Source organism: Vreelandella neptunia (assembly GCF_022489065.1).
GTDB lineage: Bacteria > Pseudomonadota > Gammaproteobacteria > Pseudomonadales > Halomonadaceae > Vreelandella > Vreelandella neptunia_A.
Genome location: NZ_JAKVTW010000016.1, coordinates 54476 through 77980, shown reverse-complemented (window position 1 = coordinate 77980; position 23505 = coordinate 54476). Strand labels below are relative to the sequence as shown.

20 protein-coding genes are annotated in these 23505 nt (G+C 52.5%); 15 read left to right on the top strand and 5 right to left on the bottom strand.

Annotation, left to right across the window (positions count from 1 at the left end; translation table 11 throughout):
* Position 1: 1 nt before the first annotated feature.
* From tamB to MLE19_RS17810, 3 genes are read left to right on the top strand one after another with little or no spacing between them, the layout of a single operon-like run.
* Positions 2 to 4057, top strand: coding sequence for an autotransporter assembly complex protein TamB (tamB, locus tag MLE19_RS17820; protein ID WP_240719477.1), 4056 nt, complete (start codon positions 2 to 4; stop codon positions 4055 to 4057).
* A gap of 11 nt (positions 4058 to 4068) precedes the next feature.
* A complete protein-coding gene (msrA, locus tag MLE19_RS17815; RefSeq protein ID WP_240719476.1) occupies positions 4069 to 4701 on the top strand; it encodes a peptide-methionine (S)-S-oxide reductase MsrA in 633 nt (210 codons plus the stop codon).
* 48 nt (positions 4702 to 4749) lie between these two features.
* Positions 4750 to 5280, top strand: a complete 531-nt coding sequence (locus MLE19_RS17810; protein WP_240719475.1) for a c-type cytochrome — start codon at positions 4750 to 4752, stop codon at positions 5278 to 5280.
* Positions 5281 to 5306: 26 nt separating this feature from the next.
* Here the strand turns inward: MLE19_RS17810 and can are convergent, their stop codons facing one another.
* Positions 5307 to 5954, bottom strand: a complete 648-nt coding sequence (can, locus tag MLE19_RS17805) for a carbonate dehydratase (protein WP_240719474.1) — start codon at positions 5952 to 5954, stop codon at positions 5307 to 5309.
* A gap of 187 nt (positions 5955 to 6141) precedes the next feature.
* Here can and gorA point away from each other — a divergent pair, with 187 nt between their 5' ends.
* From gorA to MLE19_RS17785, 4 genes are all read left to right on the top strand, one after another.
* Positions 6142 to 7524, top strand: a complete 1383-nt coding sequence (gene gorA / locus MLE19_RS17800; protein ID WP_240719473.1) for a glutathione-disulfide reductase — start codon at positions 6142 to 6144, stop codon at positions 7522 to 7524.
* A 241-nt stretch (positions 7525 to 7765) separates the two neighbouring features.
* A complete protein-coding gene (gene ectA, locus MLE19_RS17795) occupies positions 7766 to 8344 on the top strand; it encodes a diaminobutyrate acetyltransferase (protein ID WP_240719472.1) in 579 nt (192 codons plus the stop codon).
* A gap of 111 nt (positions 8345 to 8455) precedes the next feature.
* Positions 8456 to 9724, top strand: a complete 1269-nt coding sequence (ectB, locus tag MLE19_RS17790; protein WP_240719471.1) for a diaminobutyrate--2-oxoglutarate transaminase — start codon at positions 8456 to 8458, stop codon at positions 9722 to 9724.
* 91 nt (positions 9725 to 9815) lie between these two features.
* Positions 9816 to 10208, top strand: coding sequence for an ectoine synthase (locus tag MLE19_RS17785; protein ID WP_035558199.1), 393 nt, complete (start codon positions 9816 to 9818; stop codon positions 10206 to 10208).
* Positions 10209 to 10335: 127 nt separating this feature from the next.
* Here the strand turns inward: MLE19_RS17785 and MLE19_RS17780 are convergent, their stop codons facing one another.
* Positions 10336 to 10866, bottom strand: coding sequence for a DUF3833 domain-containing protein (locus MLE19_RS17780; protein WP_240719470.1), 531 nt, complete (start codon positions 10864 to 10866; stop codon positions 10336 to 10338).
* Between the two features lie 226 nt (positions 10867 to 11092).
* On the opposite strand from MLE19_RS17780, the gene MLE19_RS17775 reads away from it, so the two are divergent.
* The 6 genes from MLE19_RS17775 to yidD all read left to right on the top strand — a co-directional run bounded on the left by MLE19_RS17775 (position 11093) and on the right by yidD (position 15848).
* Positions 11093 to 11932, top strand: coding sequence for an ATP-dependent zinc protease family protein (locus MLE19_RS17775; RefSeq protein ID WP_240719469.1), 840 nt, complete (start codon positions 11093 to 11095; stop codon positions 11930 to 11932).
* A gap of 38 nt (positions 11933 to 11970) precedes the next feature.
* Positions 11971 to 13494, top strand: coding sequence for an inactive transglutaminase family protein (locus MLE19_RS17770; RefSeq protein WP_240719468.1), 1524 nt, complete (start codon positions 11971 to 11973; stop codon positions 13492 to 13494).
* Positions 13491 to 14489: an alpha-L-glutamate ligase-like protein gene (locus MLE19_RS17765; RefSeq protein WP_240719467.1), complete on the top strand. Its 999-nt coding sequence runs from the start codon at positions 13491 to 13493 to the stop codon at positions 14487 to 14489. The genes MLE19_RS17770 and MLE19_RS17765 overlap by 4 nt, the downstream gene beginning before the upstream one ends.
* Before the next feature lie 66 nt (positions 14490 to 14555).
* Positions 14556 to 14996 (top strand): transcriptional repressor, encoded by a 441-nt coding sequence (locus tag MLE19_RS17760; protein WP_240719466.1) that lies wholly within the window; start codon positions 14556 to 14558, stop codon positions 14994 to 14996.
* Between the two features lie 28 nt (positions 14997 to 15024).
* On the top strand, positions 15025 to 15501 hold the full coding sequence (gene hisI, locus MLE19_RS17755) for a phosphoribosyl-AMP cyclohydrolase (protein WP_240719465.1): 477 nt from the start codon (positions 15025 to 15027) through the stop codon (positions 15499 to 15501).
* A gap of 2 nt (positions 15502 to 15503) precedes the next feature.
* The gene (gene yidD, locus MLE19_RS17750; RefSeq protein WP_425356817.1) at positions 15504 to 15848 is read left to right on the top strand and encodes a membrane protein insertion efficiency factor YidD; all 345 of its coding nucleotides are present in this window, start codon (positions 15504 to 15506) and stop codon (positions 15846 to 15848) included.
* A gap of 6 nt (positions 15849 to 15854) precedes the next feature.
* On the opposite strand, the gene MLE19_RS17745 is transcribed toward yidD, so the two are convergent.
* Positions 15855 to 16271 (bottom strand): SufE family protein, encoded by a 417-nt coding sequence (locus tag MLE19_RS17745; RefSeq protein ID WP_240719464.1) that lies wholly within the window; start codon positions 16269 to 16271, stop codon positions 15855 to 15857.
* Positions 16272 to 16353: 82 nt separating this feature from the next.
* Positions 16354 to 17556: a tyrosine-type recombinase/integrase gene (locus tag MLE19_RS17740; RefSeq protein ID WP_240719463.1), complete on the bottom strand. Its 1203-nt coding sequence runs from the start codon at positions 17554 to 17556 to the stop codon at positions 16354 to 16356.
* Positions 17557 to 17753: 197 nt separating this feature from the next.
* On the opposite strand from MLE19_RS17740, the gene MLE19_RS17735 reads away from it, so the two are divergent.
* Positions 17754 to 18794, top strand: a complete 1041-nt coding sequence (locus MLE19_RS17735) for a DNA-binding protein (RefSeq protein WP_240719462.1) — start codon at positions 17754 to 17756, stop codon at positions 18792 to 18794.
* Positions 18795 to 18870: 76 nt separating this feature from the next.
* Here MLE19_RS17735 and nfuA read toward each other — a convergent pair whose 3' ends face one another.
* Complete coding sequence (gene nfuA / locus MLE19_RS17730) at positions 18871 to 19494, bottom strand: Fe-S biogenesis protein NfuA (RefSeq protein ID WP_240719461.1); 624 nt, start codon at positions 19492 to 19494, stop codon at positions 18871 to 18873.
* 314 nt (positions 19495 to 19808) lie between these two features.
* Here nfuA and metH point away from each other — a divergent pair, with 314 nt between their 5' ends.
* Positions 19809 to 23504 (top strand): methionine synthase, encoded by a 3696-nt coding sequence (gene metH, locus MLE19_RS17725; protein ID WP_240719460.1) that lies wholly within the window; start codon positions 19809 to 19811, stop codon positions 23502 to 23504.
* Position 23505 lies beyond the last annotated feature (1 nt).

The following is a 23505-nucleotide window of genomic DNA, read 5'->3' as shown; positions in this document are numbered from 1 at the left end:
TTTGTCTCAGGCTGAACCAGCGTCATCTGATAAGCGCCAGCGGCTATCACCTAAATATCGTACCTGGCTCCTGTTATGGAGCCTTTTGCGCCTGATTATCGTATTACCCATTTGGCTCTTTGGCATTGTGGCGTTAATAGTTGGGGTGGCATTATCTCCTTGGGGCACCGGGGTGTTGCTTTCGCAGGGTGAGCAGCGGGATTTCTTCACTTATGCGCATCATGAAGGTGGTCTGCTTGATCACTTCCTGCTTGAAGACTTTCAACTGCAGCTGGGTGAAACGCGCATCAGCATTGATGAAGTTGAACTGCAATGGGCGGATGACTGTGTGTTATCAGGGCGGCTTTGTATCGAAACACTTCGCGTCGTAGGGGCAGATATCCGTTTAGGTTCATCAAACGAACAGCAGCCACCTCCTGAAGACGATGGTTCGCCGCTGACTATCCGGTTCCCCTTTCCCATTGAGTTGCGTTCGTTACAGCTTGATGATGTCAACGTGCGCCTTGCCGATGGAACAGAAGTGGCTTGGCGCTCTTTAAGCTCGGCGGCTGTTGCAGAAGGAAATGAAGTACGGCTCGCGCCGACACACTTGGAGCAACCTCGCCTTTATTTGCTACCTTCGTCAGGCGTTTTATTAACCCTAAATACGGACACTCCACTTTCTGCTCAGGCGATAGATGCCGCCATATTGCTCCGCGAACCTCAAGACGAGGCTGTACTGGCAGTAGAATCCGCTGAAGAGCAGTTAGAAGCACGAGAACGTCTGGAATTACCTGATATCACCCTGCCGGTGGATATTCAGATACCCGAATTCACACTCAATGATTTCCGTTTGGAAGGGGCCACGGAGTATCGCGTGGATCGCCTCCAGCTTGGACTGATGACCGAGGGCGACCGCGTTGAGTTAACCGAGCTTGCTGTCGTTACCCCAGATGCAGAGGCAGCATTAACCGCAAACGTCACGTTAAATGATAACTACCCACTTGAAGCCCGCTTGAACGTTGAACTGTTTTTAGCTGAAAGTTTTCCTGACCTCGATGGTGAAACGCTAACATTAACGCTTTCTGGCCCACTGGATGCGCTTGAAGCGCAGTTGGAGGCTTCAGGCGCCGTGAATGCGTCGTTAAACGGCCAAGTAGACGCGCTAGCCCCAACGCTACCCTTTCAACTGCAGCTGCAAAGTGACCAAGTTCAATGGCCGCTTGCCGATGAAGAAACGGCAGAAGCCGACGGCGATGCTTCCACCGAACCTTATGTGGTCGATGAGCTGGATCTACAGGTCACCGGTAGCCTGAGCGAGTATAGCGTTCAACTCGCGATGGCCGTCGAGGGCCCTAGTGTGCCTCGTACCCAGATTAACGTCAGCGGTGAGGGCGACCTTGAACACTTTAGTTGGCAGCCGCTTACGCTGGCCATAGGCGAAAGCTCCCTACGCAGTGAAGGCACCATTAACTGGTTAGCACCTTTGCAGGTCAGCGCAAACATACACTTGGATCAGTTTGATCCTTCTCACTTCGTTGACCAGTTAGAAGGCAATTTAAATGGCGATATTGAGCTTGCAGTAAGTCAGCAACAAATTAGCCAACAACAGGGGCAGCAAGAAGACGTATGGGCAATTAGCGTGCCCAACTTGGCGATTGACGGCGAGTTACGGGATTATCCCTTAACGCTGCAAGCGACCTTTGATGCAAACAGCAATCTGGAGCTGGATATTGATGAGTTGCTGTTTACGCAAGGGGATAATCGCTTAGAGGCGGCTGGGCAGATCAGTGAAGAGGCCATGTCCTTAAATGCTGATATCGCACTTCGCCAACTGCAGACGCTTTCCCCTGACCTCGCGGGTACTATTGTGGGTACACTTCAGGCGAGGGGTAGTTTTAATCAACCGCAACTCCAGGCCACCTTACAAGGTGATGGCGTACGTTTCGGAGAAAACCGCATTGAGCGGCTGTCGCTTGATGCGGATATCGAGGGCGTTGAAGATCCCTCCCTGGATGTACAACTTGCGCTACAAAATGTGAATGCCGGTGGTCAGGCGTTAACAAGCATTAATGCCGACCTAGCGGGCCGTCTCTCCCAACATCGGCTTGAAGTTGCTGCTCAGGGTAGCGAAAACGGCGTTTTAAGCCGTGCGTTGGTTGCCCTCGATGGGGGCTTAAATCAGCAGAACCAGCTGTACCAAGCGAGGATTACCCCGCTTGAAATCGACTCTGAAGCAGGCACTATTCGTCTCGAATCGCCCTTGGACATTCGCTATAACTTGGCCAGCGGTCAGGCAAACCTATCCCCATTCTGCTTGCGTCGAGAAGAGGGTGGTTTGGTGTGTTCTGAAGAGGAGATCAATGCATCGGCTCAACAGGGCAATGCCGTACTTTCGTTACGTGAAGTGCCAATGGAGATGGTTGAGCCATTTTTACCCGAAGAGTGGCAGTTAGAGGGCGACACGACGGCCGATCTATCCGCCAATTGGCGCCAGGGCGGTGCCCAGTGGCAGGCTAATCTGCAGGTGTTGAGTGAGCTCGCCGTGACCGCTATCAATGATTATGGTCAGCCGGTGCAGTTGCCAGAAATAAATTTGGATGCCCAGATCGAGGCTAACCAAGCGCAGGCAGATGCCAACGTTACGCTTTCGCTTTCTGAAGCTGGCGATCTAAATCTGAACCTGTCGATCAACGACCCGCTCGGTAGAGGTGAGTTAGCGGGCGAGCTGCGGGCAGACGATGTATCGCTACAGCCTTATCGTCCCATGTTAGTGGGGATGGATCGACTTGAAGGCGACTTGACCGGCAGCGTGCAAATTACCGGCACGACTGCACAACCTGATTTGCAGGGCCAGCTAGGGCTTCGTGGTATCCGCGTAAATGGCCCCGAGATTCCCGTGGATGTTCAGGACGGTGAGTTGGTAGTCTCATTCGACGGTGAGCAAGGCGATATTGAGGGTTATCTAGCCGCTGAGCGCGGCCGGTTAGCCATCAGCGGGGATGCCTACTGGCCAAGCGGCGATGACTGGCGAATTGGCGTCGATTTAAATGCGGTTCAAGAGCCTATTTTAATCGTCTTGCCACAATTTGGCCGCCTAGAAGCTGCGCCCGATATCCGCATTCGGGTGACGCCTGAACGGTTGCAGGTAAGGGGCGATATCAATCTACCCTGGGCGCGGTTGGAAATTGGCGATATGCCCTCATCGGCAATTACCCCAAGTGGTGATGAAGTGATTATTACCGAGCGTGATGATCGACAGGCAGAAATCCAGGCACAGCGTGCCGCCGCCAATGGGGATGATCCAAGCGCTGCGGATGAGCTGGCCGCCACCGGTATGGCACTGGATATACTAGTGACACTCACGCTCGGCAGCGATATGCAGATATCTGCCTATGGCTTGGAGTCTGGGCTAGGTGGGGCACTTGAAATTCGCCAAAGTAGCGGTGCATTGCAGCTGTTTGGCGATGTTAATCTGGTCAATGGTCGTTTTCAGGCCTTCGGCCAAGACTTGGTCATTCGCCGCGGCGAACTGCTGTTTAGCGGTCCTCCTGGGCTGCCGACCCTCGACTTTGAGGCTATTCGTAACCCTGATATCACCGAAGATGATGTGATCGCTGGCTTGCGGGTAACCGGCAGTGCTGAAGAGCCGAACGTGCTGATTTTTTCTGAACCTGCCATGGATGAATCACGTGCGCTTTCTTACTTACTCCGGGGTCGCGCGCCGGATGCTTCGGGTGGCGGTATGGATAGCGCGCTGACCACCGCTCTAATCGGTATGTCACTAGGACGCACGGGGGGCGCGGTGGGCTCCATTGGCGAAGCGTTTGGCATTGATGATCTAACGCTAGATACCGCCGGAGCGGGCGATGATAGCCAGGTCGCAGTCAGTGGGCAGTTAACCGACGATCTTAGGATTAGTTACGGGGTTGGAATTTTCTCGCCAATTGCAGAACTAACACTACGCTACACGTTATGGCGTAATCTCTATGTACAGGCCGTATCGGGTACCAACCAAGCCGTCGATTTGATCTACACCTTCACCCGTTCCGGTGATCCTAAAATTTTACAGCAGTAAGTGAGGGCGATATGTCGCTATTTTCAAACGCTAATGCCAGTGCTAGCCGTGTATTGCCTGGGCGCGATACCCCCATTGAGACCAGCGATGTACATACCATCAATGGTCACTCGCTACATCCGCCATTCCCGAGTGGCTATGAAGACATTGTTCTAGGGATGGGCTGCTTCTGGGGCGTGGAGCGACTGTTCTGGCAGTTGCCTGGTGTATATGTGACCGCGGCGGGGTATGCCGGTGGTGAAACACCCAACCCAACCTATGATGAGACATGCACGGGGCGTACCGGCCATACTGAAGTAGTAAGAGTGGTTTACGACCCTAAGCAAGTTGGTCTGGAAACCTTATTGCAAGTGTTCTGGGAGCAGCACGATCCAACCCAGGGTAATCGTCAAGGTAACGATGTTGGCTCACAGTATCGTTCTGCCATTTTTACCACCAGCCAAGCACAGCTTGAAGCTGCCCAGCAGAGCGCAGCTGCGTATCAACAGGCGCTAGACGAAGCGGGTAGGGGTGCGATTACCACCGAGATAAAATTATTAGACACGTTTTACTATGCAGAGGCATATCACCAGCAGTATCTCGATAAAAACCCTAATGGCTACTGCGGTTTAAAAGGCACAGGTGTTACCTGTCCCATTGGCTAGTTCTCTGTTTAACAACGTTAATTAGTCAATTATCCATAGGAATCCATAATGCAGCAGTGTTATTACCCTAAAAGGGCGTTATCAGGCATTGCGTTGAGTAGTGCCTTCGCGTTTTTGCTGTGCACGCCGTTGGTTTCGGCTGATGGGCCTGCCAATAGCTCGCTAACCATGCCAGCGGCGGCCAGTGATACGCCCTTCGCAAGCGACCGCGAGGCAGTGGTATGGCGCCGTGAAGAGCTTAAGGATATTGAAAGTCTGGTACGGCAGCTGCGTTTTGATCTGATTAATAATCAAGATATCGAAGCCGCTGCACCGCGTTTAGCGGAGCTTCAGGAACGCGCAAGCGCACAACACTTATTGCCGGCATTTATAGCAGGCACTCACGGAGGCGGCTCCGAGGCGCGCGCTTCTATTTGGGAGGAGTGGGATGAGTTCGCCGCTGGGTTTACTGATCTTGAGGAGAAAGTTGCCCATTTGGTTGACGTAGCGGAGCAGGAGGATCCTCGTGAGACGGCCCGAGCGCTTTCAGACGTTGGCGCAAGCTGTAAAAGCTGCCACCGCGCCTACCGCTACGACTAAGCAGCGGTAGGCGTGGAAGTTGTTGCTTAATCGCCTCTCTCTAAGCGATCTATACGGTAGAGTGTCTCCACCTGTTCCAAGCCGCTGATAGTGCAGTTCAGATCTTTAACGCGCCCATCACTCAAACCGTATACCCAGCCATGTACCGAGATTTTCTGGCCACGCTGCCAAGCGCGCTGCAAAATCTTGGTGCGGCATAAACTGTTAACCTGAGCTTTAACATTGAGCTCACACATGCGATCAATTTGATCTTCGAGAGGGAGGTGATCTAGCGAGTCCCGGTGACGATTATACTGCTCGCGAACCGAATGCAGCCAGTAATCGACGACACCACATTCGCCTCCCATCATGGCGGCCTTAATGCCACCACAGCCGTAGTGTCCGACAATCATGATGTGGCTGACCTTCAGCACATCCACCGCATACTGAACCACCGACAGGGCATTCATGTCCGTATGGTGGAGTAGATTTGCGACATTTCTGTGTACGAATACTTCGCCTGGCGGCAGTGCGATAATTTGATTGGCAGGCACACGGCTATCTGAACAGCCAATCCATAAATAATCTGGATTTTGCTGATTTGAGAGACGCTTAAAGTATTCGGGATCCTCTTCGCACATGCGCTCAGCCCAAGCACGATTGTTATCGAGTAGCGTCGCAATAGGGTCAGACATACGGTCTCCAACAGAGTTAAATAGAGTTAAGTCGCTGATCAAAAAGCAGAATGTTAAATCTTGGCAAGTATAAAGTATTGGACAGTATAAAATAGCAGAAAATGGTTTTAACCTCCTCTGAGGGCTTGGTCAATACGTTCACTTGGCCTGAACGGGGCACAAATTTTAAACTCCACGGGAGCATACGATGGCAGACGTTTCTGAATACGAATATGACCTTCTGGTTATCGGCGCGGGCTCTGGTGGTGTGCGTGCTGCCCGAATGGCAGCAGCCACGGGCGCTAAGGTGGCAATAGCGGAAGATCGATACCTGGGTGGAACCTGTGTCAACGTTGGCTGTGTCCCTAAAAAGCTTTACTCGTACGCTGCACATTTTCAAGACAGTTTTGACGATTCCGCCGGTTTTGGCTGGCAATTGCCTGGCCCCGCCAGCTTTGATTGGGCAACGCTGCGTGATAACAAAGTTAGTGAAATTAAGCGTCTCAACGGCATCTACCAACGCATGCTTGAAGGCGCGGGTGTAACGCTATTTAACGCACGCGCGAAATTAACCGATGCCAATACCGTCACGCTAAGTGGCGAGCACGGTAATGTATCGTTGACAGCTAAAAAAATCCTGCTCGCAACAGGCGGGTGGCCTTGGGTGCCGAGCTTTCCCGGCAGTGAATACGCGGTAGATTCCAACCAGATCTTTGATTTAGAAACGTTCCCCAAGCGATTCTTGGTGCTGGGTGGGGGCTATATCGCTGTGGAGTTTTCCAGCATTTTTAACGGCCTGGGAAGTGAGACGCACCTCATTTATCGCGGCGAGCTTTTTTTGAAAGGCTTTGATCAACAGGTACGCGAATTCACCTTTGCTGAAATGAAAAGGAAAGGGGTTAACCTTCACTTCAACACCAATATCGAGCGCATAGAGGCGAGCGACGAAGCTTATAATGTTCATCTAACCACGGGCGAAGTGCTTGAAGTCGATGTCGTGTTGGCAGCCACGGGGCGTAAAGCCAATATTCGTGACTTGGGGCTTGATGCGCTGGGTTTAAGCTTGGACGAATCGGGCAAAATTCCTGTCAATGAACGTTTTGAGACAGCACTGCCTTCGGTACTAGCGCTGGGGGATTTAACCGCCGGGCCTGAGTTAACCCCGGTGGCACTGGCAGAAGCGATGCAGCTTGTCGATTGCCATTTTGCCGATACTGCGCCAGAACCGTTGGATTACTCTACGATCCCAACCGCTGTTTTTTGCCATCCAAACATTGGTACCGTGGGGCTCTCCGAAGAAGCAGCTCGGGAGAAATTCACCCATATTCGTGTCTATAGCACTGATTTTCGTGCCATGAAACACACTCTATCGGGTAGCCATGAACGTACCTTAATGAAGCTGGTGGTCGATGACGCGACAGATGTGGTGGTGGGTGCCCATATGGTCGGTGACGATGCAGGTGAAATCATTCAGGGTATCGCCATTGCTGTAAGGGCCGGCCTTACCAAGCGTGACTTTGACCGCACGGTGGGCATCCACCCAACTGGAGCAGAAGAGTTCGTGACGCTGCGTACGCTAACCCGCACTTAGCATCATCACCGTATAGCGTTTAAAGGCATTAAAAGGCGTCGCCATTGGTGCGCCTTTTTTTGACGCTGAGTTACGCTATTCTAAAAGTAGTCACGTAACGATGAACGTGAGCACGCTGCTAATATGCCGCCGGCTCATAACAAAAAATTATGGAAAGTAGGGTGGTGAATAATATGGCTTTTGAATTGCTCATAATCAGCTGTTATAATAATCGTCAAATTCGCTACAGCGAAGCATAACTATGAGTACGCCGACACAACCTTTTACTCCCTCTGCTGACCTCGCGCGGCCAACGGTGGCTGATGCTGTTGTAGGGCACTCAGAGATGCCTCTTTTCATTCGTAAGCCTAATGCAGACGACGGCTGGGGCGTGTATGAGCTTATTAAAGCTTGTCCGCCACTAGATGTGAACTCCGCCTATGCTTACTTGTTACTCGCCACCCAATTTCGTGATACCTGTGCGGTTGCGACCAATGAAGAGGGCGAAGTAGTCGGTTTTGTGTCTGGCTACGTAAAAGATAATGCGCCCGATACCTACTTTCTCTGGCAAGTAGCCGTTGGTGAAAAAGCTCGTGGTACTGGTCTTGCGCGTCGGCTGGTCGAGGCAATTATGTCGCGCCCTGAACTTGAAGATGTGCATCACCTTGAAACCACCATCACCCCCGATAATTTAGCTTCATGGGGGTTATTTCGCCGTTTAGCGGCGCGTTGGCACGCGCCGCTCAATAGTCGCGAATATTTCTCTACCGAACAGCTCGGGGGGGAGCATGATCCGGAAAACCTGGTTCGTATAGGTCCGTTTCAAACAGACCGCATCTAATACGCTGTCCTCATCGCGTTTATATTGGATAGGAACATACTATTTTTCCCGCTCATGTTGCTCCGGGCCAGTAACGCCTGAAGGCAAAATGATCAACCAAGGAGGTCGCTAATGCAGACCCAGACGCTTGAACGCATGGAATCCAATGTACGTACTTATTCTCGTTCATTTCCGGTGGTGTTTACCAAAGCGCAAAATGCGCGCCTAACCGATGAGAATGGCCGTGAGTACATTGATTTCCTCGCCGGCGCGGGCACGCTTAACTACGGTCATAATAATCCGCATATGAAGCAGGCCATGATCGATTATCTGGCCACTGACGGTGTCGTTCATGGCTTGGATATGTGGACCAATGCCAAGCGCGATTATTTGGAAACCCTTGAAGAAGTCATCTTCAAGCCGCGTGGCCTTGAATATAAGGTTCACCTGCCTGGTCCAACGGGTACCAACGCAGTAGAAGCGGCTATCCGCCTGGCGCGTGTTGCTAAAGGCCGTCACAACATCGTTACGTTTACGAACGGTTTCCATGGTGTGACCATGGGTGCCTTGGCCACCACGGGGAACCGTAAATTCCGTGAAGCCACCGGCGGCATACCGACTCAAGGTGCCAGCTTCCTGCCTTATGATGGCTACATGGGCGAGCATACCGATACGCTAGACTATTTTGAAAAGCTGCTCAGTGACAAATCTGGCGGTTTGGATATTCCAGCCGGTGTCATTATTGAAACCGTGCAAGGCGAGGGCGGCATTAACGTTGCTGGCCTGGATTGGTTGAAGCGCTTGGAAAGTATTTGCCGCGCTCACGATATCTTGCTCATTGTTGATGACATTCAGGCAGGTTGTGGTCGTACTGGTAAGTTCTTTAGCTTTGAACATGCTGGTATTACGCCCGATATTATTACTAACTCAAAATCGCTCTCCGGTTTCGGTCTGCCATTTGCTCATGTGTTGATGCGCCCTGAGCTGGACAAATGGAAGCCGGGTCAATACAACGGCACTTTCCGTGGTTTCAGCTTGGCGATGGTGACAGCAACCGCTACGCTGAAAAAATACTGGTCCAATGACACCTTTGAGCGTGATGTTCAGCGCAAAGGGCGTATTGTAGAAGAGCGTTTCCAAAAGCTCGCGGCGCTACTCACAGAGAGCGGCATGCCTGCTACCGAACGTGGTCGCGGCTTAATGCGCGGTATCGATGTGGTATCAGGTGATATCGCTGACAAAATTACCAGCAAAGCCTTTGAACATGGCTTGGTGATTGAAACCAGCGGCCAGGATGGTGAAGTGGTGAAATGTCTTTGCCCGCTTACAATCACGGATGAAGACCTGCTGGAAGCGCTCGATATTCTGGAAATGTGCGTCAAAGCAGTTGCTAGCGAGTAATTAGCCGTTAGGATAAGAGCGTAAGCTCACGGGTTTTAGTTAGGGATAAAGTGGCTGGTAATCGCCAGCCACTATGCAACGGAGTACTTCTATGATCGTTCGTAATCTTGAAGAAGCGCGCAAAACGGAACGCCTAGTGACCGCCGAAAATGGCAACTGGGACAGCACACGTCTTGTTCTGGCTAACGACAATGCAGGTTTTTCGTTCCACATTACCCGCATTTTTCCAGGTACCGAGACGCATATTCATTACAAAAACCACTATGAAGCCGTTTTTTGCTATGAAGGTGAAGGCGAAGTTGAAACGCTAGCCGACGGTAAAATTTGGCCAATCAAAGCCGGTGATATCTATCTGCTGGATCAGCACGACGAACACCTGCTGCGCGGCAAAGAGAAAGGCATGACGGTTGCCTGTGTCTTCACGCCACCGATTACAGGTAATGAAGTTCACCAGGAAGATGGCTCCTACGCAGCTCCAGAGTGAGCAGCGGTTGAGTAAAACGTCAGCGTAAGATATGAAAAGCAGCCTGCTAAAGCGGGCTGCTTTTTTGCTGGATTGAATCAGCTCGTTAGCTCAATGTCTACGTTACCGAAAAACCGCTATCTAGCTACTAGCTTTTATCGAAAACGAGCGTGATTTCGCCAAGCGTAAAGCCAAATTTGCGCATTGCCGTTCGATTAATCAAACGGCCATCTGGCTGCAGATACATCCAGTCATCCATGGTGAAAGTAATCATACGTCCATCGATAGAGATTTCTAACGGGTAGCGCATGTGAAAAGCATGGCCATATTGTCGTGCATCCACTTGGACATCCACGTCACTGGCGTTACCAACCCAGTGGTTGGCATTGATACGTTCAAAGGTCCAAACCCTGCGATCAGTTTCTCCGTCTGAAAATGTGAAGGATTCATCTAGCGTCAGGATGTCGTTTTCATAGCTGCCTTGGATCTCCACGGTAAAGCGGCGCTGTACCTCGCCAGAGTAATCCTGCACCATGCCCCACGCGCGGGTAGAGCCTTCGAAATACTCGGCGATATCGAGGCGGGGCTCCGAATCGGCATAATCTTCGATATCAACATTGGCACAGCCAGCCAGTAAGAAGAGCAGCGTGAAAAAACCAATACGAAAAAGGCGACTCATGGTGTCATTTCCTATATGAAAATGGATTCAGGTACAATTGTGGTGAAACATTCTGACAGCATAGAGTACCTAAGTGGTCATGGCTACAGTCACTCCTGTTGGTTCGCTTAATATATATTATGTTAAATCAAATAAACTGGGTGTCTGAAAAAGCATGATGACGTTGGACACTAGTCGCCCATCTCCTTATCATTCCCCCACCTATTGTCCAAGGATATCTCTCGTTATGCGCCCAGGTGTTTTGTGGCTAATAGCTGGCTTGTCGCTTTCAATCGCAGGCTGTGCAGCGATCGCCCCGCCAGAAACTAATGAGCCGCCTCCTTTAAGTGAAGCGTCTTTTAATGCACGTATCCTGGAATTACAAAGTGAGCTGGCTCAGCAATGCGGCACGAGTTCTGAGATTCAGACACGCCAGCTTGATCAGCAACAAATACTGACTGCCGACATGCGTGAAGTCGGCAGTTTACTGCGCAATTTGCGCCAAGATGTACAGCAGTTAGAAGCACGCGATGAAGAGCCTGTCATCATCCGCGAAGAGTGTGAAGTAGATGAAACGTTAAGTACCAAAACACTACTGGGGCGCAGCGAATGGGTTGGGCTGCCGAGTTTGGGTACCTACCTTAAAGCGCGTGTTGATTCAGGTGCCAATACGTCGTCGTTATCTGCCGCTGACATCACCCGCTTTGAACGTGATGGTGAAGATTGGGTGCGCTTTAAATTAGCCCTTAACGATGACGATGTGGCCGTTGAGTCGCAGCGTGATGAGTGGATTGAAGCCCCGATTGTGCGCCGAGTGCGTATCGTTCAAGCCTCAGGAGAAGAGTCACGCCCGGTTATTTCTTTGTTAATGACCTTGGGGCCTATTCGTGAAAACGTGGAATTTACCCTCAACGACCGCTCGCATCTTGATTATCCCGTCCTGCTTGGCCGTCGTTTCTTGCTAGATATTGCGGTGATTGACGTTGCTGACACCTATTTACATGAACGCCCCGAGTTTCCTGGTGGCGAGCCAGCCGATGAAGCTGCTGATGATGAAGCAGTTGATGAAGACGATACAGAAGAGTAACTGCTCTTCCCTGGCGCTAAACGCAGAAAGGAATCTCCATGTCACGGTTAATGTTTTATATCATTGTCGGCTTCTTACTGGTGGCAGGTATTGCCACCAGCGTACATCGCCATGTGCAGTTTGAAATCCCATGGTTGCCCGGTGAACAGCGCCAAGTATGGGAGATTGAGGCGGGTATCACCTTTAATGCTCAAGGCGGCCCGGTACAGGTTGACTTAGCCCTGCCTTCTCACCAAGCGGGCTATCGAGTATTGACCGAAAATACGGCATCTTCAGGTTTTGGTCTTGCTTATCAAGCAGATGAGCTGGGTCGTACTGCTCAGTGGACGATTCGCGAAGCAGCGGGCAGCCAAACACTCTATTACTCGGTGCAAATGCTGGTATCCCAAGATGCCCGTTCGCCCATACAAACGCCGCCTGAAATGTCTCCGGCAACACCGTGGGAAAGTCCTTACGATACGGCGGCCAGTCAACTGATTGAACAAGCCTGGGCACGAAGTGCGAATAACGCCACCTTCGCTCGCGAACTCATCCAGGATGTGAATGGTGAGCGTCAAGGGGAAAACGCGCGTCTCCTGCTGTCTCAAGAGAATCCTGCAGCCCTGGTGGTGCGCTTGCTCAATCAGGCAGGCGTTTCCGCGCGTGAAGTGAGCGGCCTACTGTTGGAAGATGGACGTCGTCGCCAAACACTAAGCAGTTGGATTCAGGTGTTTGATGAGACTGGCGAAGAGTGGTCAATTTTCCACCCGCTTACAGGCGCGCAAGGCAAGCCGGACAATTTACTGCTGTGGGAAACCGGCGGCCGAGCGGTGTTAGAAGTTCAAGGCGGCACAAACTCACGGGTTACGTTTTCCATGATGACCCATGATCAGCCGGCTTCAGCAGCGGTGCGTAATCACTACTCAGAAGACACATTGCTGAACTTCTCTATTCACAGCCTGCCCCTGGAAGAGCAAGCGCTATTCCAAACCATTTTGCTGATTCCGATTGGCGCCTTAATGGTGGTGTTTCTGCGTGTGCTGGTGGGGGTTAAAACGTCCGGTACTTTTATGCCGGTATTGATCGCCCTCGCCTTCATTCAAACCACCCTGCCCACGGGCTTGATTGGCTTCCTGCTTATCGTTGCCGTTGGTTTGGTTATTCGTAACTACCTCTCCTATTTGAACTTACTGCTAGTGGCCAGAGTGTCCGCGGTCATCATAACGGTGATCGCGATAATCTCTATCTTCACCGTACTGGCCTATCGTATGGGGCTTAGTGCTGGCTTAACGATCACCTTCTTCCCGATGATCATTCTTGCCTGGACCATTGAGCGGATGTCGATTTTGTGGGAAGAAGAAGGTCCTAAGCAGGTATTGATACAGGGTGGCGGCAGTTTGATTACCGCTATTCTTGCTTACCTGGCGATGAATAACCCCTGGGTGCGTCACATCACCTTCAACTTCCTAGGCGTGCAGTTAATTTTGATGGCGCTGATTTTGTTGCTGGGCAATTACACGGGCTACCGTCTACTAGAGCTGCGCCGTTTCAAACCGATTACTGATGATGAGAAACCATCATGAGTTGGTTTAACAATTGGACCTGGCCAACGCGCTTGCGTGATAAAGGCATTATTGGCATGAATCGGCGCAATATTCGCTATATTGGCCGCTATAACAAACGCCGACTTTATCCATTAGTGGATGACAAGCTTAAAACCAAGCTGCTGGCCCAGCAGTACGGCATTACCACGCCAGAGCTGATTGGAACTGTAACGACCCAGTTTGGCGTTAAACACATTGGTGCAATGCTCACGGGCCACGCAGGCTTTGTTATCAAGCCTGCAAAGGGAAGCGGCGGCAAGGGCATTCTGGTGATTGAAAAGGTGGAGGATAACGCCTTTATCAAGCCAAGTGGTGTCAAGCTAACGCTTACCGATGTCGAGCGGCATGTGTCGAATATCCTATCGGGGCTCTACTCGTTGGGCGGCTCACCCGATGTGGCAGTCATTGAAACACTGATTAATTTTGATGAAAGCCTGATGGATTACACCTATGAAGGGGTTCCCGATATTCGGGTTATCGTCTTTAAGGGCTATCCCGTTATGGCCATGATGCGTCTCTCTACGGCAGCCTCTGATGGCAAGGCTAACCTGCACCAGGGGGCGGTAGGCGTTGGTTTGAATATCGCGACCGGCGCTGCATTGCGCGCTGTTCAATTTGACCGCCCCTGTTTTAGCCACCCCGACACGGGGCACGATCTGGCAAGCTTGGTCGTGCCACAGTGGGAAACACTGCTTAATCTGGCCGCCGGCTGTTATGAGATGACCGGGCTGGGTTATCTGGGTACCGATATGGTGTTGGATCGCCAGCATGGGCCGATGCTACTTGAGCTCAATGCCAGGCCAGGACTGGCGATTCAAATGACCAATGGGGAAGGCTTACGCCGCCGCCTTGATCTGATTGAGCGACAGCCGGATGGCGTGCCCGCAAAAGAGCGTGTTGCTTTTGCACAGCACCATTTTGCTCGCCAAAGTGAGCTGGTAGAAAGCCCTGACACCTCCTCCGCCAGCGCGTAGACTGTTGACCCAGTGACGAGAGCTTATTGACGCAAGTTCAGGCTAACCACGTTCAACGAGTTGCCCATGACCCAAGCAAATACACTACTGCAGCAGGCGGAGTCTCAATGCCATATTCGTGGCGTTCGTTTCACCCCCATCCGCCGACGCGTGCTTGAGCTTATTGCCGAAAATGGTGGTGGGCTTAAGGCGTATGACTTGCTCGACAAGCTCTCTACCGAGCACGCAGCTGCGCGGCCGCCGACGGTTTACCGAGCGCTTGAGTTCTTGATTGATCAAGGCCTGGTTCATCGAATAGAGTCACAGAATTCTTACGTGGCCTGTGCATGTCCTGAGCATGTGCATGGCTTTCAGCTGCTTATTTGTCGTCACTGTGGCTATGTGGAAGAGCTGCATTTAGACGAGATAAGCGATCAGTTGGCGGCGCTGGCAAAAAGCCAAGGGTTTAACGTTGAGCGCCAAACGATAGAGCTCCAGGGGCTCTGCCAAGATTGTCGAACAAGCTAATGTGCTGAACAGCTAGCGAGTAAATACTATGTCCCGCTTTGAGCAAGTGGCTCCGGATGTCCTTTTTAAGCAGCTAGAGCGTGCTACGCCTGATGATAGCCTTCCCGCTGTCGCCACCCTACTGGCGGCGGTTCGATTTAATAGCGATGGCTTGATTCCTGCCATTGCCCAGCAGCATGACTCCAAAGAAGTTTTGATGATGGCATGGATGAATCGACAGGCGCTCGAAGAGACGTTAACGACTCAGCGTGTCTGCTACTACTCGCGCTCACGACAAAAACTGTGGCGTAAGGGTGAGTCCTCAGGTCAACAACAACGGCTTATCTCTGCCGCACTTGATTGCGATGGCGATACGCTATTATTGCAAGTTGAACAAACGGGCCCTGCTTGCCACACCGGGCGTCGCAGCTGTTTCTATATTGCCGTGGATGGTCAAAAAGCGGCGATCACCTGCACCCCGCTGATTGACCCCGACGACCTCTACGGCAACAAAGCCTCATCTTAGTCATGAAACGGCTCGCCAAAAAACGCTGGCTAACGACACTGCTATCAGCACCACGCAGGGTATTGGCAAAAGTGATGATTGGCGGCGTTAAAACTTACCAATATACGATTAGCCCCCTTTTGGGGCCACGTTGTCGTTTCTGGCCGAGCTGCTCGTCCTATACGGTTGAGGCGATTCAAGTGCATGGGCCAATAAAAGGTGGCTGGATGGCCGTCAAGCGCATTGTAAAGTGCCACCCAGGCAGCCCTGGTGGGATGGATCCGGTTCCCGGTGGTCGCAGCGAGCAGCTGTGTCGCGAAGACGAGGATGCCACTCCGCCCTGCTGCAATGACCATCCGCCTCGCTAGCTTCTTCTACTTTTGCTGCGCAACTGTATAAATCTTTTCGAGCATGGCGTGCAGGCCATTGCTGCGCGTTGGCGAAAGGTGCTTATCTAAGCCTAAGTCCGCCAAAAAATGAGGCTCGGTCGCACGAATTTCAGCGGCCGTGCGATCGCTGTAGATTCGAAGTAGAACAGCGATCAGCCCTGACACAATAGCGGCATCGGACGTCGCCTTAAAAATCAGCTTATCGCCCTCCTCCTGGTGCCGCATCCATACATTTGACTGGCAGCCCTGAATTTTAAATTCCTCGACTTTCCACTCATCGGGAAACTCAGGCAGCTGTTTACCCATATCGATAATGTATTGGTAACGGTCCATCCAGTTATCAAATATTTCGAAATCTTCAATCAGCTCTTGCTGGGCCTGCTCGGCGCCGGAAGTGCTCATGGTATTTCCTTTTTGCGATAGTATTTTTACTAAGATATTTCTTTAAAGACACTCTGTTAAATACGTGCTCTCCAAGAGAGTATCAATCAGCCCCATTATAACGACTCAACGGCACCTTAAGGGAACCTTCAGGGTGTGAATTGTTATCTGAACGATTTAAGCGATGACGCTGCTGCTCACTGTGCCACTCAATGTCTTCGGTATGCAGGTAACGGGAGGTGGTATCGAGACGAGCGTGCCGGGCGCTTTCCGCTAAATGACGCAGGCTAATGCCTGACTGAGCTTGATGTGTAATCGAGGTATGCCGTAACCAGTGGGGCGTTGCTTGGCGAAGTGCGGTGACGTGTTGTGGGCTGCCGGCGTTCTCTTCAAGCGCCTGTGCCGCTTCTTGAAACGTCGCTCTAATTAGCCGATAAAGCTGGTTATGCCCGAGTCCGCGCTGACCATCCAGGGCGCGTAACACCGGCGCATTCGTTTCTAGCTCACTTGGTTGATCAGGCAAATCCAGCGCCTGCCTCCACTGGTAAAGGCAATCCAGCATATCGTCAGGTAGTGGGATGCGCGCCACCTTACTGCCCTTGCCAACTACGTTCCACCACCAGCGCCCTTCACTGTGTTGAAAATCACCCATGCGTGCTTCCGCCATTTCACTGATGCGTGGCGCAAGCAGGTAGGCAAAGCCAAAGATAAAGCGCCGCCGTTGATGTTCAAAATACTCCCGGCTGCCCCTTGCCGCGGCGATGGGGTCATTGAGCCAACGCCATAGCCACGCCCATAGCTCGCTCTCTAAATAGCGCTCTATACGTGCTGCCTGGTTATTCAGGCGGCGCGATTTGTCCCGCATCAACCGGAATGGATTGTGATAAACCCACCCTGCTTCTACTAACCAGCCAAACATACTTTGCAGTATCACCAGGCTCTGGCGTCGGCTAGCGGGCGATAAGGGCCCACGAAACGGCCGCCACGCTGGGTGATCGCGTGGCTTCGAGGCGCCTACCCACTGCTCGCTTGGCTGAGGGTCAGCCAGAAAAGCTTCGAACTGGCGTAATAGCTCGCGGTTTATATCTGAAAATGTGAGTCGTTGGCTCGCCAGCCAAAGTAAAAGCCGCTCCGACTCTCGACGGTACGCCTTCCAGGTTTGCGGGCTATCATTGTACTCGTTAAGCCAAGCCGTGACCGCCTGAACATCATTTTCTGCGTTGATTCTGCCGCCAAGTTGACCACTTGAGAGCGCGTTTTCCTGTGGCTTTTGCGTTATGACCTCAGGCATTAGCTTACTCGGCATGCATTAGTATCCTTTTAAACAGCTGTCTAGCTTGAAAGTGTGTCGTTACTGCAGGATAAATTCAAGATAATACGGGTAATCTTGAATTTATGTATCTTATGATAAATATTATTACGTAATATGCAATACGTAATAATTGCATATTACTGACTGAATCCCGACAATAGCCGCTATATAAACTCCCACAAGGAACACGCATGGCCCGCAACGGCATTCAGTACAGTGATGTTCAGCAAGCTATTGATGAGCTGCTCACGCGAGGTGATACCCCGAGCGTGCAGCGTATTCGTGATGTGTTGGGCACTGGCAGCTTTACTACCATCAGCGACCACTTCCGCCTGTGGCGTAGCGAGCGCGAACAAAATCGCGATGTTCCACCCCCTAAGGGCGTCCCAGAAGTTATCGTAACGAAGGCAAGCGAGCTGTGGCGCGAGGCCCAAGACGTGGCTAATCAAGCACTGCTCCACTATCGCGAGGATGCCAACCGACAAGTGGCAGATGCCCAGCAAGACGCAGAGGATGCTAAACAGCAAGCGGCTAACGCCGAACAGCGTGAAAGCGCGCTTGCCGAGCACTTACGCCACATGGAACAGCGCATAGAGGCGTTAAACCGTGAACTGGCTGCCAGTCAGACCAGTGAACACCACTGGCACCAGTTGGCTGAAACGACACAGAAAGACATCGCCCAATTGAAACAGGTCAATCAGCAGCTAGAAGCTCAGATAGAGACTCAGCGCGAGACCCATAGCCGGGATCTCAAAGAGCAGCAGGCAGCGTGGGAGCAGCGGCTTTCGCAGGAAGAGCTGCGTCATGAAGCGGCGGAAGGAAGACTGATGGCGATGTTAGATAGTGCTCAACAGGCACGCGCCCAGGAGGAGAAGGGTTACCAAAAACGCCATCAGCAATCTGAGCAGCGTATTGAGACATTGAGCCAGGAGCTAAAGACTAAGCAGCAGGCTCTGCATCAATTGCAGCTGGAGACCAGCGAACGCGAGCAACAGCTTAATGAGCAGAAGCAGCAAGTCACATCATTGGAAAAGCAGCTGCATGTACTATCCCAGCAGCTAGATGAGGCAAAAACAGCGCTAAGTGACCAAGCCCAACAGCATGTAGAGCGTGAAACCGCGCTACAACAAGCGTGGCAAGAGAAACTCTGGAATCGGATGGAAGCCCTTCAGCAACAGCTCACCGACCTGCCCGCCTCTTTGACAGAAAAGCAGTCAACGCCAAAACATTAACGTAGATTGCATAGACAAAAAAACGGCCACCTCGTCTGAGGTGGCCGTTTTATAGATCTACTGCCTTGACGGCTTATTAACGATAATAAGCGTTAGTAGTATCCGTATGATCTGTAACATCGCGAATACCGGCAAGCTCCGGGATACGCTCCATGAGGGTTTTCTCAACGCCATCCTTCAGGGTTAGATCAACCGCTGCACAGCCCTGGCAACCGCCGCCAAAGGCTAAGATGGCGTACTGCTCCTCGGTGAGCTCTACCAGCTTGATCTCGCCGCCGTGGGCTGCCAAGCCTGGGTTGATTTCGCTGTAAAGCACGTAATTAATACGGTCTTCAAGCGGGCTGTCAGCGTTGACCTTGGGCATTTTAGCGTTGGGCGCTTTGATCGTCAGCTGGCCGCCCATGCGGTCGGCGTTGAAATCCACCACCGCCTCTTCCAGAAACGCCAAGCTGTTCTTGTCGAGAAATACGTTAATTTTCTCAAGCTCTAGGGTAACGTCAGTAGGCTCTTCTTCCCCAGGGCGGCAATAGGCCAAACAGGTTTCGGCGTAAGGCGTGCCTGGCTGGGTAATAAAGATGCGCACAGCAATCCCTTCAACGTTCTGCTTTTCCAGCAGTTCTGCCAGGTACTCTTGCGCACTATTGGTAATATCAATACCTTGGGTATCGATATTGGTCTCTTTTTCGCTAGTCGTGGTCATGAGGGCTGTCTTCCTCCCGTGGTAGTGGCGGCGCCACTTCACATGTCATTTGCGTCTATGGTAAGCAAATCCGGGCGCTGACACAATCCCGACTGTTTTAGTAGGCTATTTGAACATTACTTTCCTAGGCGCATATCGTTCATTATCTTTTTATATGCACCGTATAGCGGCGATTATCCACTGTAGAGGGCGCTTGAGGGGGCGTTTTGCACTCGCTTTTGTTATCATTACGCGCCTTGTAATGACTGATGCTGCTTTTCCGACGATAACAACATCCCCTTTGACGACTGTGACGCTGGAGAACTTCCCCTGCCATGGCTGATAGTGCTTTGATCGCAACCCTCACCCAACGCCTTGCTGAACGCATCCTGATTCTGGACGGCGGCATGGGCACCATGCTGCAGAATGCCCAGTTGAGCGAGGAGGATTTTCGTGGCGAACGGTTCAGCGACTGGCCCTCAGATCTAAAAGGTAATAATGATCTGCTCGCACTCACCTGCCCTGACGTCGTTGCGCGCATTCACCGCGACTACTTAGAAGCCGGCGCGGACATTATTGAGACCAATACTTTTAACAGCACCCAGCTGTCACAGTCCGATTACGGCATGGAAGCGCTGGTGGTTGAGCTCAACCGCGAGTCCGCGCGCCTGGCCCGTGAAGTGTGCGATGCCGTTGCCGCTGAAACCGGCGTGCCCCGCTATGTAGCAGGTGTGTTAGGCCCCACCTCGCGCACCGCGTCGCTATCGCCAGATGTGAATGACCCTGCCAAGCGTAACGTCACCTTTGATGAGCTTCGCGAGAATTACTATGAAGCCGCCGAAGCGCTGATTGCGGGCGGTGCCGATCTAATCATGATCGAAACCATCTTCGACACGCTCAATGCTAAAGCGGCGATTTACGCCCTGGAAGAGCTGTTCGATGATCGCGGCGAGCGATTGCCGGTAATGATCTCCGGCACGATCACCGATGCCTCCGGTCGTACCCTCTCCGGGCAAACCACCGAAGCGTTCTGGAACTCTATCCGCCACGCCCAGCCGTTGTCAGTGGGCTTAAACTGCGCGTTGGGTGCAGAAGAGCTTCGCCCCTATCTTGAAGAACTTTCTACCAAGGCCGACACCTTTGTCTCTGCTCACCCCAATGCAGGGCTACCCAATGAGTTTGGTGAGTACGACCAAACGCCGGAAGAGATGTCGGAGATCGTCAGCGAGTTTGCGGCAAGCGGCCTGGTCAATATTATTGGCGGCTGCTGCGGCTCAACGCCTGAGCATATCCGGGCAATTGCCGATTCCGTTCGCGATATGGCTCCCCGAGTCATTCCTGAGCGCAGCCGCGCCTGCCGTCTATCCGGACTAGAGCCGTTTAACATTGAAGCCGACTCGCTATTCGTTAACGTCGGCGAGCGCACTAACGTCACCGGCTCGGCACGCTTTAAGCGGTTGATCGTGGAAGAGGACTTCACCACGGCGTTAGAAGTCGCCCTGGAGCAAGTCGAAAGCGGCGCCCAGGTGATCGATATTAATATGGACGAGGGCATGCTCGAGTCCAAGGAAGCCATGGAGCGCTTTCTAAACTTGATCGCTGGTGAGCCGGACATCGCTCGCGTGCCGATTATGATCGACTCCTCCAAGTGGGAGATCATCGAAGCGGGCCTGAAGTGCGTTCAGGGCAAAGCGGTGGTGAACTCCATTTCGCTGAAAGAGGGCGAAGCCGCCTTCCGTGAACAAGCCACCAAGTGTCGCCGTTATGGTGCTGCTATCGTGGTCATGGCCTTTGACGAAGATGGCCAGGCAGACACCTTCGCCCGCAAAACCGAAATTTGTCAGCGCGCCTATCGCCTGCTGGTCGATGAGATCGGCTTTCCCGCCGAAGACATCATTTTTGATCCCAATATCTTTGCCATTGCCACCGGTATTGAGGAGCACAATAACTACGCAGTCGACTTTATCGAAGCCACCCAGTGGATTCGTGACAACCTGCCCCACGCGATGATCTCGGGCGGTGTCTCTAACGTCTCGTTCTCGTTCCGCGGCAATAACCCTGTGCGCGAAGCGATTCACTCGGCGTTTCTTTATCATGCGATCCGCGCGGGCCTCTCCATGGGCATCGTCAACGCGGGCCAGCTAGCCGTTTATGACGACCTACCCGCTGAGCTGCGCGATGCCGTTGAAGATGTTGTGCTTAACCGGCGCAGCGACGGCACCGAGCGCCTGCTGGATATTGCCGATAAGTATAAAGGTGACGGCAGCGGCGCTCCGAAAAAAGAGGATCTCGAGTGGCGCAGCTGGCCAGTCAATAAGCGTATTGAGCATGCGCTGGTCAAAGGTATTACGGTCTATATCGAAGATGATACCGAACAGGCCCGCGCCGAGGCGGAACGCCCCATTGAGGTCATCGAAGGCCCCTTGATGGACGGCATGAACGTGGTCGGCGACTTATTTGGCGACGGCAAAATGTTTCTGCCTCAGGTGGTCAAATCGGCACGCGTAATGAAGCAGGCGGTGGCCTACTTAATTCCTTATATCGAAGCCGAAAAGAGCGAAGAGACCAAGGCCAAAGGCAAGATCGTTATGGCCACGGTGAAAGGCGATGTTCACGATATCGGCAAAAATATCGTTGGTGTCGTGCTGCAGTGTAATAACTACGAAGTGATCGATCTTGGAGTAATGGTGGCCGCCGATAAAATCTTGCAGGCCGCCAAAGATCACAACGCCGATATTATCGGCCTTTCAGGGCTGATTACCCCGTCGCTTGATGAAATGGTGCATGTTGCCAAAGAGATGCAGCGCCGAGGTATGGATCTACCGCTGCTGATTGGCGGTGCGACCACCTCGAAAGCGCACACTGCCGTCAAGATAGAGCCACAATATGAGCATCCAGTGATTTACGTCACTGATGCCTCCCGCGCGGTTGGGGTGGCGGGCAAATTGCTTACGCCTGCTTTAAAAACACCTTACGTCGCTGAGATTCGCGAAGAGTATGAAAAGGTACGCGAGCGTAACGCCAAGCGCCGCCCCAAAGCGGCGGATCTGGACTACACCCAGGCGCGCAAGCGGCGTTTCCGCACCGACTGGAACAACCACACCCCCGCTCAGCCGCATATGCTGGGGCTAAAAAGCTTCGATAACTACGACCTCGAAGAGCTGATTGAGCGCATCGACTGGACGCCGTTCTTTATGAGCTGGCAGCTAGCGGGTAAGTACCCCAAAATCCTTGACGACAAAGTCGTCGGAGAAGCGGCGCGCAACCTGTTTGAAGACGCCAAGGTCATGCTGCGTAAGCTGGTGGAAGAGAAGCGCGTTCAGGCCCGCGGTGTTATCGGCCTGTGGCCCGCCAATAGCGTTGATGACGACGTTATTGAGGTCTATGCCGACGAGTCACGTAGCGAAGTCGTTGAGCGTCTGCATCATATTCGCCAGCAGACTACCAAAGGCCGCGACGGTATCTGCTACAGCCTGGCCGACTTCATCGCCCCCAAAGAGAGTGGCAAAGCCGATTGGATTGGCGGTTTTGCGGTCACCACCGGCCACGGGGTTGATAAGCTCTCCAAAGCCTATGAGGCCGCGGGCGACGACTACAACGCTATTATGGTGCAGGCGCTGACGGATCGTCTTGCAGAAGCCTTTGCCGAACGTATGCACGAGCGGGTGCGCAAAGAATTCTGGGGCTATGTGCCCGATGAAACGCTGGATAACGATGCTTTGATAGCTGAGAAATATCAGGGCATTCGCCCTGCCCCTGGCTACCCTGCCTGCCCGGATCACACCGAAAAAGCCACGCTGTTCCGGCTGCTCGATGCGACTGAAAACACTGGCCTGGCGCTGACGGAAAACTTCGCCATGTGGCCAGCGGCGGCGGTCTCCGGGTGGTACTTTGCGCACCCGCAGTCGAAATACTTCTCTACCGGCAAGATCACTCGCGATCAAGTCGAAGCCATTGCCGCGCGTAAGCAGATGCCCCTTGAGGAAATGGAGCGCTGGCTCTCACCAGTGCTCTCTTACGACCCGAGCTAAT

What these genes read in the sequence shown, in the direction of transcription:
- msrA (WP_240719476.1), top strand. Translation starts at nt 4,069, where the DNA reads ATGTCGCTATTTTCAAACGCTAATGCCAGTGCTAGCCGTGTATTGCCT.
- MLE19_RS17810 (WP_240719475.1), top strand. Translation starts at nt 4,750, where the DNA reads ATGCAGCAGTGTTATTACCCTAAAAGGGCGTTATCAGGCATTGCGTTG.
- can (WP_240719474.1), bottom strand. Translation starts at nt 5,954, where the DNA reads ATGTCTGACCCTATTGCGACGCTACTCGATAACAATCGTGCTTGGGCT.
- gorA (WP_240719473.1), top strand. Translation starts at nt 6,142, where the DNA reads ATGGCAGACGTTTCTGAATACGAATATGACCTTCTGGTTATCGGCGCG.
- ectA (WP_240719472.1), top strand. Translation starts at nt 7,766, where the DNA reads ATGAGTACGCCGACACAACCTTTTACTCCCTCTGCTGACCTCGCGCGG.
- ectB (WP_240719471.1), top strand. Translation starts at nt 8,456, where the DNA reads ATGCAGACCCAGACGCTTGAACGCATGGAATCCAATGTACGTACTTAT.
- MLE19_RS17785 (WP_035558199.1), top strand. Translation starts at nt 9,816, where the DNA reads ATGATCGTTCGTAATCTTGAAGAAGCGCGCAAAACGGAACGCCTAGTG.
- MLE19_RS17780 (WP_240719470.1), bottom strand. Translation starts at nt 10,866, where the DNA reads ATGAGTCGCCTTTTTCGTATTGGTTTTTTCACGCTGCTCTTCTTACTG.
- MLE19_RS17775 (WP_240719469.1), top strand. Translation starts at nt 11,093, where the DNA reads ATGCGCCCAGGTGTTTTGTGGCTAATAGCTGGCTTGTCGCTTTCAATC.
- MLE19_RS17770 (WP_240719468.1), top strand. Translation starts at nt 11,971, where the DNA reads ATGTCACGGTTAATGTTTTATATCATTGTCGGCTTCTTACTGGTGGCA.
- MLE19_RS17765 (WP_240719467.1), top strand. Translation starts at nt 13,491, where the DNA reads ATGAGTTGGTTTAACAATTGGACCTGGCCAACGCGCTTGCGTGATAAA.
- MLE19_RS17760 (WP_240719466.1), top strand. Translation starts at nt 14,556, where the DNA reads ATGACCCAAGCAAATACACTACTGCAGCAGGCGGAGTCTCAATGCCAT.
- hisI (WP_240719465.1), top strand. Translation starts at nt 15,025, where the DNA reads ATGTCCCGCTTTGAGCAAGTGGCTCCGGATGTCCTTTTTAAGCAGCTA.
- yidD (WP_425356817.1), top strand. Translation starts at nt 15,504, where the DNA reads ATGAAACGGCTCGCCAAAAAACGCTGGCTAACGACACTGCTATCAGCA.
- MLE19_RS17745 (WP_240719464.1), bottom strand. Translation starts at nt 16,271, where the DNA reads ATGAGCACTTCCGGCGCCGAGCAGGCCCAGCAAGAGCTGATTGAAGAT.
- MLE19_RS17740 (WP_240719463.1), bottom strand. Translation starts at nt 17,556, where the DNA reads ATGCCGAGTAAGCTAATGCCTGAGGTCATAACGCAAAAGCCACAGGAA.
- MLE19_RS17735 (WP_240719462.1), top strand. Translation starts at nt 17,754, where the DNA reads ATGGCCCGCAACGGCATTCAGTACAGTGATGTTCAGCAAGCTATTGAT.
- nfuA (WP_240719461.1), bottom strand. Translation starts at nt 19,494, where the DNA reads ATGACCACGACTAGCGAAAAAGAGACCAATATCGATACCCAAGGTATT.
- metH (WP_240719460.1), top strand. Translation starts at nt 19,809, where the DNA reads ATGGCTGATAGTGCTTTGATCGCAACCCTCACCCAACGCCTTGCTGAA.